General features: G+C 57.0%; 9 protein-coding genes. 5 read left to right on the top strand and 4 right to left on the bottom strand.

The features are described from left to right. Positions 1 to 9: 9 nt before the first annotated feature. The 4 genes from dnaN to gyrB all read left to right on the top strand — a co-directional run bounded on the left by dnaN (position 10) and on the right by gyrB (position 6,126). Positions 10 to 1,113 carry a DNA polymerase III subunit beta gene (gene dnaN / locus C7H10_RS08935; protein ID WP_058090925.1) on the top strand — a complete coding sequence of 368 codons (1,104 nt, stop codon included), beginning with the start codon at positions 10 to 12 and terminating at the stop codon, positions 1,111 to 1,113. An 18-nt stretch (positions 1,114 to 1,131) separates the two neighbouring features. Then, a complete protein-coding gene (locus C7H10_RS08930; RefSeq protein ID WP_061333174.1) occupies positions 1,132 to 2,403 on the top strand; it encodes an ABC1 kinase family protein in 1,272 nt (423 codons plus the stop codon). Between the two features lie 98 nt (positions 2,404 to 2,501). Next, positions 2,502 to 3,644 (top strand): DNA replication/repair protein RecF, encoded by a 1,143-nt coding sequence (gene recF / locus C7H10_RS08925; RefSeq protein ID WP_106694592.1) that lies wholly within the window; start codon positions 2,502 to 2,504, stop codon positions 3,642 to 3,644. Positions 3,645 to 3,711: 67 nt separating this feature from the next. Then, positions 3,712 to 6,126: a DNA topoisomerase (ATP-hydrolyzing) subunit B gene (gene gyrB, locus C7H10_RS08920; protein ID WP_061331420.1), complete on the top strand. Its 2,415-nt coding sequence runs from the start codon at positions 3,712 to 3,714 to the stop codon at positions 6,124 to 6,126. 89 nt (positions 6,127 to 6,215) lie between these two features. Here gyrB and C7H10_RS08915 read toward each other — a convergent pair whose 3' ends face one another. The 4 genes from C7H10_RS08915 to C7H10_RS08900 form a co-directional block, all read right to left on the bottom strand. Beyond that, the gene (locus tag C7H10_RS08915) at positions 6,216 to 6,977 is read right to left on the bottom strand and encodes a VC0807 family protein (RefSeq protein ID WP_061331419.1); all 762 of its coding nucleotides are present in this window, start codon (positions 6,975 to 6,977) and stop codon (positions 6,216 to 6,218) included. A gap of 102 nt (positions 6,978 to 7,079) precedes the next feature. Further along, the gene (locus C7H10_RS08910) at positions 7,080 to 8,816 is read right to left on the bottom strand and encodes a carbohydrate-binding module family 20 domain-containing protein (protein ID WP_106694591.1); all 1,737 of its coding nucleotides are present in this window, start codon (positions 8,814 to 8,816) and stop codon (positions 7,080 to 7,082) included. Positions 8,817 to 9,254: 438 nt separating this feature from the next. Continuing rightward, the gene (locus tag C7H10_RS08905; RefSeq protein ID WP_106694590.1) at positions 9,255 to 10,532 is read right to left on the bottom strand and encodes an aspartate aminotransferase family protein; all 1,278 of its coding nucleotides are present in this window, start codon (positions 10,530 to 10,532) and stop codon (positions 9,255 to 9,257) included. A 60-nt stretch (positions 10,533 to 10,592) separates the two neighbouring features. Next, positions 10,593 to 12,380, bottom strand: coding sequence for an ABC transporter transmembrane domain-containing protein (locus tag C7H10_RS08900; protein ID WP_106694589.1), 1,788 nt, complete (start codon positions 12,378 to 12,380; stop codon positions 10,593 to 10,595). A gap of 228 nt (positions 12,381 to 12,608) precedes the next feature. Here C7H10_RS08900 and C7H10_RS08895 point away from each other — a divergent pair, with 228 nt between their 5' ends. Beyond that, positions 12,609 to 14,405, top strand: coding sequence for an ABCB family ABC transporter ATP-binding protein/permease (locus C7H10_RS08895; protein ID WP_106694588.1), 1,797 nt, complete (start codon positions 12,609 to 12,611; stop codon positions 14,403 to 14,405). Positions 14,406 to 14,520: the final 115 nt, after the last annotated feature.

The raw sequence follows: 14,520 nt of genomic DNA, 5'->3' as shown, positions 1-14,520 counted from the left end.
CCGAGTGCCATGAAACTGACCATAAGCCGTGAATCCCTTCTTACTCCTCTGCAAAGCATTGCTGGCGTTGTGGAAAAGAAACAGACCATGCCGGTTTTGTCCAACGTGTTGCTGGAAGCTGAAGACAACACATTGACACTCACCGGTACCAATATGGAAGTTGAGCTGGTCGGGCGGGTTACGCCGGTCCACGTGGACCAACCGGGCAGGATCACGGTACCGGCCAGGAAGCTGTCTGATATCTGTCGGGCACTGGGTGACGAAGCCCCGATTGATCTGGCGCTGGAAGGCGACCGTCTGCACGTGCGTGCAGGCAACTCCCATTTTACCTTGTCGACCCTGCCGGCCGAGCACTTCCCCAATGTGGAAGACGAGCCGGAAAGCTTCCGCCTGGAGCTGCCGCAGAAAGAACTCGGCCGTATGCTGGACGCGACGGCGTTTGCCATGGCACAGCAGGATGTTCGTTACTACCTCAATGGTCTGCTACTGGAAGTCGACAGCGGCCATGTACGGGTAGTAGCAACCGATGGTCACCGCCTGGCGATGGCACATTCCGATCTGCAGACCGGGTGCCCGGAACCCCGGCAGGTGATTGTGCCGAGAAAAGGCGTGTTGGAGCTCGCCCGCCTGCTGGACGATGTGGAATCGCCGGTGACCCTGGTGATTGGCGACAATCATCTGCGTGCGACGGTGGGTGCGTATACCTTCACTTCCAAGCTGATTGAAGGCAAGTTCCCGGATTACAACCGGGTTATCCCCAGGGGTGGCGATAAGGTGGTGCTCGCTGACAGGGCAACGCTGAAGAACACCTTGCAGCGGGCCGGTATTCTGTCTCATGAGAATATCCGCGGTGTGCGCCTGAACCTGGCGCCGGGAGAGCTGCAGGTGTTCGCCAACAACCCGGACCAGGAACAGGCCGAAGATGCGCTGCCGGTGGACTATCAGGGCGAATCCCTTCAGATCGGTTTTAATGTAGGTTATCTGATTGACGTGATGAATGCGCTGGATGAGGCGCAGGTGAAGATTACCCTGTCCAATCCCAACAGCAGCGCATTGATCGAAGCAGAGAACGATAACAGCTGCCTGTATGTGGTCATGCCGATGCGGCTGTAACCTTTCCGGAGGAATTTAATGGGTGCCGTAACGAACGGAATCAAAGGTGCTTTCAGGGTTGGTCAAACACTGTCGGTGCTTGGCCGTACCGGTCTGAACTGGGTTCGGGGCGATCGCCCCCCTACCCCGAAACTGCTGCGCCAGACGTTTGAGAATCTTGGGGCCACCTATATCAAGCTTGGTCAGTTTATAGCGAGCTCCCCCACGTTCTTTCCAAAAGAGTACGTGGAAGAGTTTCAGTATTGTCTTGATAAAACCCCCAGTCTTCCATTTGGCGTGATCAAGCGCATTATTCGTGAGGAACTCGGGCGGCCGATTGATCAGGTGTACTCGGAAATCGATCCGGTGGCTCTGGCGTCGGCCTCTATTGCGCAGGTTCATGCGGCGAAACTGGTGACTGGCGAAGACGTGGTTATCAAGGTTCAGAAGCCTGGCGTGGAAAATATTCTGCTGACGGACCTGAACTTTCTGTACCTGTCGGCGCGGATTCTGGAAACTCTGGCGCCGAAGCTGTCGTGGACATCCCTGTCTGGCATTGTTGAAGAAATTCAGCAGACCATGATGGAAGAATGTGACTTCATCAAGGAAGCCAATAATCTGAAGGTGTTCCGGGAATTCTTGCTGAATACCCATAACGACGACGCGACCGTGCCCCGGGTATATGAGCAATGTAGTACTCGCAGGATCCTGACCATGGAACGTTTCTATGGCGTTCCGCTGACGGATCTCGAAAGCATTCGCGGTTTTTCGAAGGATCCCGAACGTACCCTGATTACCGCCATGAACACCTGGTTCGCCAGCCTGACCCAGTGTGAGTTTTTCCACGCGGATGTGCATGCTGGCAACCTGATGGTGCTGAAGGACGGGCGCGTCGGGTTTATCGATTTTGGTATTGTCGGGCGCATCAGGCCGGACACCTGGCAGGCGGTGAGCGATTTCATCTCCGCGATTATGGTCGGTAACTTCGACGGTATGGCTGATGCCATGATCCGGATTGGTGTCACCCGTCGCACGGTAAGGGTGGATGAGCTCTCTGCCGATCTGCAACGCCTGTATCGTCAGATGGATCGAATGGTTCCGGACGACGTTCCCTATGAAATGGGTCAGGCGGAAGATGACGTCAACAACATTCTTATGGATATGGTGAAGGTGGGCGAAAGTCATGGCCTGCACTTTCCGCGGGAATTTGCGCTGTTGCTGAAACAGTTCCTCTATTTTGATCGGTATGTGCATATTCTCGCACCGGAGATGGATGTGTTTATGGATGAGCGGTTGACCATGCTCCATTGACGAGCGTCGCCGCCACGCATCTTGTACACTAAGGCAATGTCGCGTTCCGGCATTGCCTTTTTTTGTGCTCCGACTCCGGTGATGAGAATTCCTCCTTTATGGCGCTTGTGAAACTCCAGACCCAGAATTTCCGAAACCTGGCGCCGGACCCTGTCGGTTTTTCACCTTCCTTTAATTTGTTGTATGGCGCTAATGGCAGCGGTAAGTCCAGTGCCCTGGAAGCGATTGCTTATCTGGGATTGGGGCGGTCCTTTCGGGTGAGTCGGCATCAGGCGGTGGTCAGCCATGGTCACAGCAAGTTAACGGTATTTGGCGCTCTGGACAGTGGGCTCAGCAATAATGAGGACCAAAGTGGTACGGCGGAAGGCACCACCGGCATCGCCCATCGTCTGGGAATATCCCGGGATGTATCTGCCAAGGAAACAGCGCTAAGGGTGGATGGCGAAGCTGTACGCAGTTTGTCATCCCTGGCCATGCATCTGCCTGTGTCGGTGATTGATCCGGGGGTATTCGACATTGTGGCCGGTGGCCCCGGAAAACGTCGACAGTTTCTCGACTGGTTAGTGTTCCACGTGGAACCTTCCTTTTCGGTAATGTGGCAACAGTGCCAGAGAGTGACATCACAGCGGAATCAAACGCTCAGAAATGGTAGACTGGACGAATCGTTGCTCCGGGTCTGGGACAGTCAGTTCGGTGCCCTGGCGGAAACCCTGAGCGATGTCAGAGAGCAGGTTTTCAGGCAGTTCAAAGGGGCGTTCGATGCGGTGCTGCAGGAGCTGGATGCCAGCTGGACGGAAGGTCTCAAACTTGAGTTCTATCCGGGCTGGGATCGGTCCCGCTCGCTTGTGGACATATTGGCGAGCCACCGGGAGCAGGAACGCCGGATGGGGCACACGTTGTATGGCCCTAATCGTGCAGATATCCGTCTCAAGTTAGGTGGTCGGCCGGTTGCGGAAACCTTTTCCCGGGGGCAGCAGAAGACACTGGTTATTCTGATGAAGATTGCCCAGGGAAAGGTGTTGAGTGATCTTGGTAAGCAGGTGACTTTCCTGCTGGACGACATCAATGCCGAATTGGATGTGCGCCATCGGATCATGCTGGCGCATAAGCTCCAGGATTTGCGTTGTCAGGTGTTTATCACCTCTATCGAGCATCCGGAACCTGACGTGCTCTGGGGCGACCGTGATGCACCGGAATACAGAATGTTCCACGTGGAACATGGAAAATTGACGGAAGAATAGACTGGCATAGGCGGCGTGTACCGTTTTCCGCTGAACCTGGCCGGTATCAACTTCAGGAGTCTCATTAATGAGTGAATCGAACTACAATTCCTCCAGTATCAAGGTCCTGAAAGGACTGGATGCGGTGCGTAAGCGCCCGGGCATGTACATCGGTGATACCGATGACGGCACCGGCCTGCACCACATGGTCTTTGAGTTGGTGGATAACTCCATCGATGAGGCCCTGGCTGGCTACTGTTCCGAGATCGGGGTCATCATTCACCCTGACGAATCCGTCAGCGTAAAAGATAACGGCCGCGGTATTCCGGTGGATCTCCACGAAGAAGAGGGTGTCTCTGCCGCCGAAGTCATCATGACGGTGCTGCACGCTGGCGGTAAGTTTGATGACAACTCCTACAAGGTCTCCGGCGGTCTGCACGGTGTGGGTGTTTCGGTGGTTAACGCCCTGTCCTCTACCCTGACTCTGACCATCCGGCGTGAGGGCAAGGTCTATGAGCAGACCTACACCCATGGCGTGCCCAATGCACCGTTGGCAGAAGTGGGTGAAACAGAAGCGTCCGGCACCAAGGTGCACTTTATTCCCTCACCGGAAACCTTCACGCACATTGAGTTTCACTACGATATCCTGGCCAAACGCCTGCGGGAACTGGCGTTCCTGAACAGCGGCGTGCGTATTCGCCTGACCGATGAACGCAGCGGCAAGGAAGAAGTGTTCGAGTATGAGGGTGGTTTGCGGGCCTTCGTAGAACACCTGAACACCAACAAGACGCCAATTAACCGGGTGTTCCATTTCACCCGTGATCGAGAAGACGGCATCTCGGTTGAAGTGGCGATGCAGTGGAATGACGCGTTCCAGGAGAACCTTTACTGCTTTACCAACAATATCCCTCAGCGGGATGGTGGTACGCACCTGGCGGGCTTCCGTGCCGCCCTGACCCGTTCCCTGAATAACTATATCGATCATGAAGGTCTGGGGAAAAAGGCCAAGGTAGCCACCACGGGTGACGATGCCCGTGAAGGCCTCACCGCCATCATCAGTGTGAAAGTACCCGACCCGAAGTTTTCCTCTCAGACCAAGGACAAACTGGTCTCCTCTGAGGTGAAAACCGCCGTTGAGCAGGAGCTGTACCAGAGCTTTGCCGAGTACCTGCAGGAGCAGCCCAACGAGGCCAAGCTGATCGTCAACAAGATGGTTGAAGCAGCCCGGGCTCGGGAAGCCGCCCGAAAGGCTCGGGACATGACCCGCCGCAAAGGCGCCCTGGACATCGCAGGCCTCCCCGGCAAGCTGGCTGACTGCCAGGAAAAAGACCCCGCCCTGTCTGAACTGTTCATAGTGGAGGGTGATTCTGCGGGTGGCAGTGCCAAGCAGGGTCGTGATCGTAAAACCCAGGCCATCCTGCCCCTGAAAGGTAAGATCCTGAACGTGGAGAAAGCCCGTTTCGACAAGATGCTGTCGTCTGCGGAAGTGGGTACGCTGATTACCGCACTGGGTTGCGGCATCGGCCGGGAAGAGTTCAATCCGGACAAGCTACGCTACCATTCGATCATCATCATGACCGATGCGGACGTGGATGGTTCGCACATCCGTACCCTGCTGCTTACGTTCCTGTTCCGCCAGATGCGGGAAATCATCGAGCGCGGTCACGTGTTCATTGCCATGCCGCCCCTGTATAAGGTCAAGCGCGGCAAGCAGGAACAGTATCTGAAAGATGAGAAGGCGAAAGAAGCCTACCTCACCCAGACTGCCCTGGACGGCGCTCAGCTGTACGTGAACCCGGAGGCGCCCGCCATCAAGGATTCCGCCCTGGAAACCATGGTCAAGGACTACCAGGCGGTGATGGCGATGATCGAACGCCTGTCCCGGGCCTACCCCGCGAAGGTATTGCAGCAGATGGTGTACAACACCACCCTCAAGCCGGAGCAGCTGAAAGACGAGGCGGCGGTTGCCAAGTGGGTTGCCCACCTGGGTGATGGCCTTGAACTGGATACCCGCACCGGCACCAAATACGTATTCTCGGTGACCCGGGACGAAGAGCGTGGCCTGTATCTGCCGATGGTTACCATCTATGTGCACGGTATTCCCCATGAGCACATCTTCAGCCATGACTTCTTCGAATCATCCTCCTACAAGGCGATTGCCCGCCTGGGTGAGACGCTGGAGGGGTTGATTGATGAAGGTGCCTACGTACAGCGTGGCGAGCGCAAGCAGGTGGTGTTGTCATTTGAGGGTGCTCTGGACTGGTTGATGAAAGAGGCCCAGCGTGGTCTGAACATCCAGCGCTATAAGGGATTGGGTGAGATGAACCCGGAACAGCTGTGGGAAACCACCATGGACCCGGAAAGCCGCCGCATGATGAAGGTCACCATTGAAGACGCCATCGCTGCCGACCAGATCTTCACCACCCTGATGGGTGATGACGTGGAGCCGCGCCGGATCTTTATCCAGACCAATGCTCTGGAAGTGACCAATCTGGACGTGTAATCACACCGACAGACTGGCATAAAAAAAACGGTGGCCCCGACAGGTGCCACCGTTTTTTGTTATCAGCCGGGAATTTTTATTCCGATAGATTACTTCGAGGATTCCGCGCGTTTCTGTTCCTTCTCTTTCTCCTTCTCCACCAGGTGCTGAGCCATCACCTCTTCCAGCGTGTACCCGGTAAGCCGGCGAATGGTGCGCCACAGGTAGTAGAAGATCAGCATCATCATGATCATTGAAGGAATGGCGATCATCGGATAGCTCACCAGGGTCATCCGCCCCAACTCTTCATTGAATGCCTGAGTGCCCGAGGGGCTCACCACAATCCACTTGGCCAGTACATAGTTCATGATTGAAGAGAACAGGAAGGTACCGGCAAAGAAATAGCTGGCATTGAGCAGCCGCGCCTCGAACTGGTCAACACAGCCCTTCTCTTCCAGCGAGGCGTGGATCTTATCCACATCCAGAATGTTCGGGTTGTACAGCAGCGTTCGTACCAGTGGGTACTTGGTGCGGGTGGATATCAATACCGCAAGACCAATCACTGCAGGTACCGCCGCCTCCTTGATGGCCAGCCAGCCGGCGTCCAGCTCCAGTAGCCCGATGCCGCCGGTCAGGCCAACGCTGATCAGGCCCAGCAGGGCGATGAAGTTTTTCTTGCGGTAACGAATCAGTTCAAACAGCCCCCAGCCAAGGGGAAACGCCAGGCCAATGACCAGCGCGTTGACACTGCCGAGGTGTTCGTCACCACTGAACTTCATCAGAATCACAGAGGGAATGATGATACTGACCAGAAGGTCAATCCAGGGTCTGGGCTTGTGGTCGGGAATGGAAGAGTTGGTCTGGGACGTCATGGTTACCGCCTATCGATGAATCGACGGCAGGCGCCTGAAGAGGCACTGCCGGAAAGAGCTTCCGGCAGTATACGACGAATTGAAGGCCGAACGTAACCGGACTCAGAAGCTACCGGACGAGCTGATGGATGAGCCAGCCGCGCCGGTTTGCACCTGGTTATTGGCACCGCTTTGCCACACCAATTGAGCATCCGGGTCTGACTCGCTGCGTTTGATGCACTTCCACTCTACCTGCGTGTTCGCAGGCATGTCGAAGCTCCCGGACCAGGTTGGATAATTACCTGGATCCAGTTTCAGTGCATTCGCAGGTGACCAGTTACCCAGGGTGGCATGATTGCCGGTAACGTAGACACTTTGTCCCCAGTCCGTGGTACCGTTGCTGCACTGGAAGGTGACACTGGCCTGTTCCGCGTCTGAACCGTTGCCGTTGTTTCCTTCATCAGAGCCGTCACCGCCATCACAGTCAGCGCTAACATGGAGGGCCGCCGCTTCCATCGGCGCCACCGACAGGCTCACCTGCCCACCCTGCACGGTGACGCAGCTACCGTCACCAGCTACGTTACGATACTGACCGTCGGGCAGGCCGGTCGTGAAGGTTCGAGCCAGAGTACCCCCTTCCCGGTTGATGGCCACAAAGCCCTTGTTGCCACGGCTGAAGGCGATCTGATTATTGCCGTTATCCCACCAATGGCTGACGCCGGAACCATCCGTCACATTGCGGAAAGCCACCATGTTGGCAATCGAATCCCAACGGTGCTCACAAATCCAGGCGCTGCCACATTGTGCGCTACCGTTCTGGTAAACCGCCTGGGCGGGTGGTCCCTGGTCGCCATCCGAGAAGCTGTAACTCGACATCACCTTCGGATACCCATAGGGCCAGGCCAGCATGAACACATTGGCGAGGTTATACAGGCCGCCATCCTTGTAGGTAACGATATTGCTGCCACCGGCGCCATGGCCCCGCTGGTTGTCGTGGTTGTCGGTAAACACAACCGCATCACCACCGGCCAGGAAACCCCAGCTTTCACCAAACCCGTTGAGATTGGCCAGGCGCTGGTTCTTGAACACGTCGCCAATAGCCGCGCTGTAGCGGAACTCGGTAACATCGGAAAGCCCGGTGTACTCGCCGGCACTCACCGCCTCGCCGCCCAGGTCTATCACTTCCTGGAATACATACAGTGGATTGTTCACCCGGTTCAAGATGCCACTGATATCCGAGGGCGACATATGCTTGGCGGCGTCGATTCGGATACCTTTAACCCCAAGCGCTGTCAGCTGGTTCAGATACCCGGCAATGGTGTTCTGAACGTAATTGTCTGAGGTATTGAGATCGGGCAGCCCCACCAACTGACAATTCCGAACCCGCCAGGCATCGGTGCCGTAATCTTCCGGATTGATACCGCAGGGTGTATGAAAATCATTGCTACTGTAGATAGGATAACTGAGGGAGGTTGAGCTGTACGCTGAACCCGCCGTGCCGGTACCACTGCCATTGGCCATATGGTTGATGACCGCATCGGCGTACACATCCACGCCGGCGGCGTTACAACGCTGGACCATGTCAGCAAATGCGCTGGCGTCGCCACTGCGGCTGTTCAGCTGATAACTTACCGGCTGATAGCGGGTCCACCAGGCACTGCCCTGGATATGCTCCTGGGGCGGCGATACCTGAACCGCACTGAACCCTTTGGGGCCCAGGAAGTTTTCGCATTCCTGGGCGACGTCGCTCCATTTCCATTCAAACAGATGCACAAAGGCACCGGCCTGGGCTTGTTGGGTTGGCAATGTCAGTGCCAGTCCGAGCGTGGCACCGGTTGCCAATCGGGAGAGTGAGATCATTGCATGCTCCTGTGTTGTCATTGTTGTGGTGCATTTGGGATCAGCCTCGGTTGTCGGTTTTTTGTTCAAACGGGCTGATGTTCACAACATGCAATGATCAATGATTAGCCAACACATCCTCAGAGCAGATAAAAGGGGCGTAGAGCTTAGGAGGGTATATTTTTTGGTCACATTGAATGATGTGAAGAGCGTGGGCGGGGGAAGCCCTTCTGAAACTGTGCAAGGCCCGTTGTGAGGGATGGCTCTCCAAAACACGCTCCTTGCGGCACATCCATGTGGCGCTTGGGCTCCGCCATCCATGGCTCCGCACAGTTTTGGAGAGCACTACCTCACACCGGTCCCGGTCATTGTGCAGGTATCAATAAGAGTGATCTTCAGAGTGGCATAAAAAAGCCGGGCAAAAGCCCGGCTCTCTGGAACTGAAAGAAAGCGCCAATATCAGGCACCCACCTCCTTCAGGCATTCCTCAACAATGTTCAGGCCCTCTTCCAGTACCTCATCTTCGATGGTCACCGGCATCAGGAACCGAAGGGTGTTGCCGTACATACCGCAGCTGAGCAGTATCAGGCCTTTCTCTTTGGCTTTCTTGGTTATCGCCGCTACCAGCTCCGGCATGGGCTTGCGGGATTCCTTGCTTTCCACCAGCTCAAACGCGGCCATCGGCCCCATGTTGCGGGCATTATCCACGTGAGTGAACTGCTCCTGCCACTGGTCGAACCGGGCCCTAAGTTTGTCACCCAGGCGCTGGCTTTTGCCGAGGATATCTTCCTCTTTGATCACATCAAACACCGCCAGAGCTGCGGCACAGGCAGTAGGGCTGCCGGTGTAGGTGCCACCGAGGGAATTCGGGCCCGAGGAGTCCATTACCTTGTCGGTACCGACGATGGCAGAGATCGGCATACCATCGGCCATGGATTTGGCCATGGTCATGATGTCCGGCTCAACGCCGCTGTGTTCAATGGCGAACAGTTTGCCGGTACGGCCAAAGCCGCTTTGCACTTCGTCGACAATCAGAAGAATGTCATTGTCATCGCAGATTTTGCGCAGGGCTTTCAGGAAACTGTCCGGGGCGGGATAAAAACCACCCTCACCCAGAACCGGCTCCAGTACGATGGCGGCGGTTTCGTGGGCCGGGGAATCGGCTTTCATGGTCATTGCCAGGCCACGCAGGGCGTCTTCCTCAGTAATGCCGTGGTAAGGCACCGGGTAAGGCGCGCGGTACACCAGGCCGGGCATGGGGCCGAATGAGGTCTGGTAAGGGGCAGCCTTGCCGTTCATGGCCATGGTGAAGAAGGTACGGCCATGGTAGCCGCCATCAAAGCAGATCACGTTGTTCTTGCCGGTGGCTGCACGGGCAATCTTGACCGCGTTTTCCAGCGCCTCGGCCCCGGAGTTGGCCAGCATCACTTTGCCGTGGCCTTTGACCGGCACCGCTTCGCTCAGTTTTTGGGCCAGTTTTACGTAACCCTCATAGGGCATTACCGTCTGGCAGGTGTGCATCAGCTTGTCGAGCTGGGCTTTAACCGCCTCGACCACTTTCGGGTGCCGATGGCCGATGTTCAGAACGCCGATACCGCCGGCGAAGTCGATCATGCGCTTGCCGTCGGCGTCCCAGACTTCTGCGTTCAGGGCGTGATCTGCAAATTGATCATTGGGGCTTGCCGCGCCCGCAGCGACGTATCGCTCTTTGAGTGCCTGCAATTCTTTATTGCTCACTTTGCTGTTCTCCCTGGTTCAGGATTGAGAAATTCTCTTAACAGTGTAGGGAGTACGCACTCAACACACAAACCGACCATTGTCCGTATCTGCGGCTTCGTCCCGGAACTGCAGGCTGGCCAGGCGCCGGTAAAGTTCGTTATCGCGCATCAGTTCATCGTGGCTGCCGACCGCCAGCAGCCGACCCTGTTCCAGTACCGCGATGCGATCGGCGTCTCTGACGGTTGCCAGCCTGTGGGCAATCACCAGAGTGGTACGCCCGGCGGTGAGCGCCGGCATGGCTTGCTGAATCAGGTGCTCGCTTTGGGCATCCAGGGCACTGGTGGCTTCATCCAGCAAGAGAATCGGGGCATCCGCCAGCAGCGCCCGGGCGATGGCCAGGCGCTGCTTCTGCCCACCGGACAACCCCAGCCCGGCATCGCCCAGCGGTGTGTCGTAGCCCTTCGGAAGCGCCTGGATAAACTCATCGGCGTGGGCAATCCGCGCCGCCTGCTCTACTTCGGATTGCTCTGCGCCGGGGCGAGCATAGCGAATGTTGTCGGCCACCGTGCCATGGAACAACGCCGGATTCTGGGGCACCAGGGCAAAGCAGCGTCTTAGCGCGTCCAAAGACAGATCGGAGGTGTCTATCCCGTCGATCAGAATCCGCCCGGAATCCGGTTGATAGAAATGCAGCAACAGATCGAACAGCGTGGACTTGCCGGCCCCGGAAGGACCAACCAGGGCCAGGGTCTCCCCGGGGCGGATATGCAGGGACAGATCGGAAATCGCCGGCTGGGCCTGTCGGCCGGGATAACTGAAGCCCAGATGCTCGATGGCGATCTCGCCGGTGACCGGCCCGGCAAAAGACCGGTTCTCCCCTTCTCGGACAAACGCCGGCTCGGTCTGCAGCAGCTCAAACAGACGGGCCGCAGACCCGGCAGCCCGTTGCAGTTCACCAATCACCTCACTGATCGCACCCGCGGCAACGCCAACCAGCAGGCTGTAGAACACAAAAGCAGCAAGTTCACCGGGGCTTATCCGGCCGTGAATCACATCCAGCCCGCCAATCCAGATCACAACGCCGACCGCCCCCATCACCAGGGAAATAGCCAGAGTGGTCAGCCACGCCCGCTGCCGGATGCGCTCGCGGGCAATGTCGAACGCCTTCTCGGACACCTCCGAGAAAAACCGCCGGTCGTGGGGCTGATGATTGAACGCTTGCACGGTTTTGATCTGGGAAAGGTTCTCCCCCACGTAACTGCCTACATCCGCCACCCGGTCCTGGCTCAGCCGTGACAGCTGCCGAACCCGGCGGCCGAAGAACAGGATCGGCGCAATCACCAGGGGGAAGCCCAGCAGGATGATGGCCGCCAGCTTGGCGTTGGTGACAAACAGCAGAATAAGCCCGCCGATGAGCATCAGCGTGTTGCGCAGGGCAATGGACACGGTGGAGCCGATCACCGATTGCAGTACGGTGGTATCGGCGGTAAACCGGGACTGGATTTCCAGGGCCCGGTTCTGCTCAAAAAAACCGGGATGAAGATCAATCAGGTGGTTGAACACCTTTTTGCGAATATCCGCCACCACCCGCTCGCCAATCCAGGACACCAGGTAGAACCGGGCAAACGAACCAAATGCGAGGCCGAGTACCAGCACAAAAAACAGACCGATGGCTTTGGCCAGGTTTTCCGGTGATTGCGTAGCGAGGCCCTGATCCACCAGAATACGCAGGCCCTGGCCCAGACCCAGGGTTATGCCGGCAGTGATGACCAGTGCCAGCAGTGCTCCGGCCACGGCGCGGCGGTAGGGGCTGATAAACTCTATGACGAGCTTTAACGCTTTACGATGGTTGGGGCTGATGGTCACTCTCCTGATCGATCAAGATTTAATAAAGCCGTTTGTTTTACGATTTGTTCTCCATTGAAGACGTATCATAGCCTTTAACTTTGGAGTCTGAGCACCTGGGTCCGGTAGGGCTTTCCGGGACACGCTGTAAATACGTCCCTGTACGCTCGACAAAAGCCATCCCTGGCTTTTGACGGTCCCGGAAAGCCCTACCGGACCCACGCGCTCCCCAACCATGGAGATTGCTGTTTGAGAGTCTACGCTGACAACGACTACCCTGCTGATCATAAGCCTGATTGGAAAGTGATTGCCGGCCTTTGGCCCTACTTGGCCGAGTTCCGTGGCCGGGTGGTACTTGCGTTGTCCTTACTGGTACTGGCGAAACTCGCCACGGTGGCCACGCCGGTCGCCCTGAAATACATCGTCGATTACCTGGACCAGCACCGCGGCGCCGACATGTTGCTGTGGATTCCGGTTGTGCTGGTGGTGGCCTATGGCAGCCTGCGCATTGGCGCCACCCTGTTCAGCGAACTGCGGGATGCCGTGTTTGCCCGGGTGGCGGAACGGGCTATGCGGCGGGTGTCATTGCGCGTCTTCGAGCACCTGCACCAGCGTGAGCTGGGTTTTCACCTGGACCGAAAAACCGGTGGCCTGGCCCGTGACATTGAACGGGGTACCAACGGCATCAGCTTCCTGCTGCGCTTTACCCTGTTCAACATTGTGCCCACCATCCTGGAAATCCTGCTAGTAGCGGCCATCTTGCTGGTAGTGTTCAACGTGGGTTACGTGCTGGCCATTCTGGTGGCGGTGGTGGTGTATGTGGTGTTCTCCATCAAAATCACCGAGTGGCGAACCAAGTTCGTGCGGGAAGCCAACGCAAGGGACAACCAGTCCAACTCCCGGGCCATCGACAGCCTGCTGAACTATGAAACCGTCAAATACTTCAACAACGAACGCTACGAAGCCGAACTCTACGACCAGGACCTGGACGAGTGGGAAAAGGCCCGGCTGAAGAACCGATTGTCTCTGGCCACCCTGAACGCCGGCCAGGCCTTGATCATTGGTGTGGCACTGATCGTGATCATGGCGATGGCGGTCGGCGAAGTAGCCAGTGGCGAGATAACCCTGGGCGACTTAACCATGATCAACGCCTACCTTCTGCAGTTGTTCATTCCCCTGAACGCCCTGGGCTTTGTCTACCGGGAAATTCGCCAAGCCCTGGTGAACGTGGAGCGCCTGTTCAAACTGCTGGGGGATCAACCAGCCATCCAGGATGCCCCGGATGCCAAGCCCCTGACTGTGGATAACGGCGAGGTACGGTTCGAGCACATCCATTTCGCCTACCGGCCAGACCGCCCCATTCTGCAGGATGTGAACTTCACCATTCCCGCCGGCCACACCGTGGCGGTGGTGGGCGCCAGCGGTGCCGGCAAATCTACCCTTGCCCGGCTGTTGTTCCGGTTCTATGAGGTGGATAACGGTTCCATACGGATTGATGGTCAGGACATCCGTGAGGTCACCCAGGACTCCTTACGCTCCGCTATTGGTGTGGTTCCCCAAGACACCGTATTGTTCAATGACACGCTTTACCGAAACCTGGCCTACGGCCGCCCCGAAGCGACCGAGGAAGAAGTACACCGGGCCGCGCGCATGGCCCACCTGGAAAACTTTATCCACAGCCTTCCGGAAGGTTACGAAACTAAAGTGGGCGAGCGGGGGCTGAAGTTGTCCGGCGGCGAAAAACAGCGGGTTGCGATTGCCCGGGTGATTCTGAAGAACCCGCCGTTATTGATTCTGGACGAAGCCACGTCGTCGCTGGATTCGTTATCCGAGCAGGCGATACTTGGAGCCTTGAAAGAAGTCAGTCAGCAGAGAACCACCTTGGTGATTGCCCATCGCCTCTCTACTATTCGAGATGCTAATACCATCTTGGTGATGGATGGCGGCCGGATTGTGGAAAGCGGAAGTCATAATGAGCTGTTGGCTGCAGGTGGCCAATATGCCCATCTGTGGGAGCAGCAGCACCGGAGTGAGGACAACTCCTAGCTGAGCCAGTGAGCGGAGGGCCTTGCCAAAACTGTGCGGAGCCATGGATGGCGGAGCTCAAGCGTCACAGGGACGTGCCGAAGGAGCGTGTTTTGGCAAGGCCCTCCGCTTACTG

Origin of the sequence: Marinobacter shengliensis (assembly GCF_003007715.1) — a bacterium.
GTDB lineage: Bacteria > Pseudomonadota > Gammaproteobacteria > Pseudomonadales > Oleiphilaceae > Marinobacter > Marinobacter shengliensis.
Note: the sequence above shows the minus strand (reverse complement) of the source record. Positions and strands in the feature narration are given on the sequence as shown.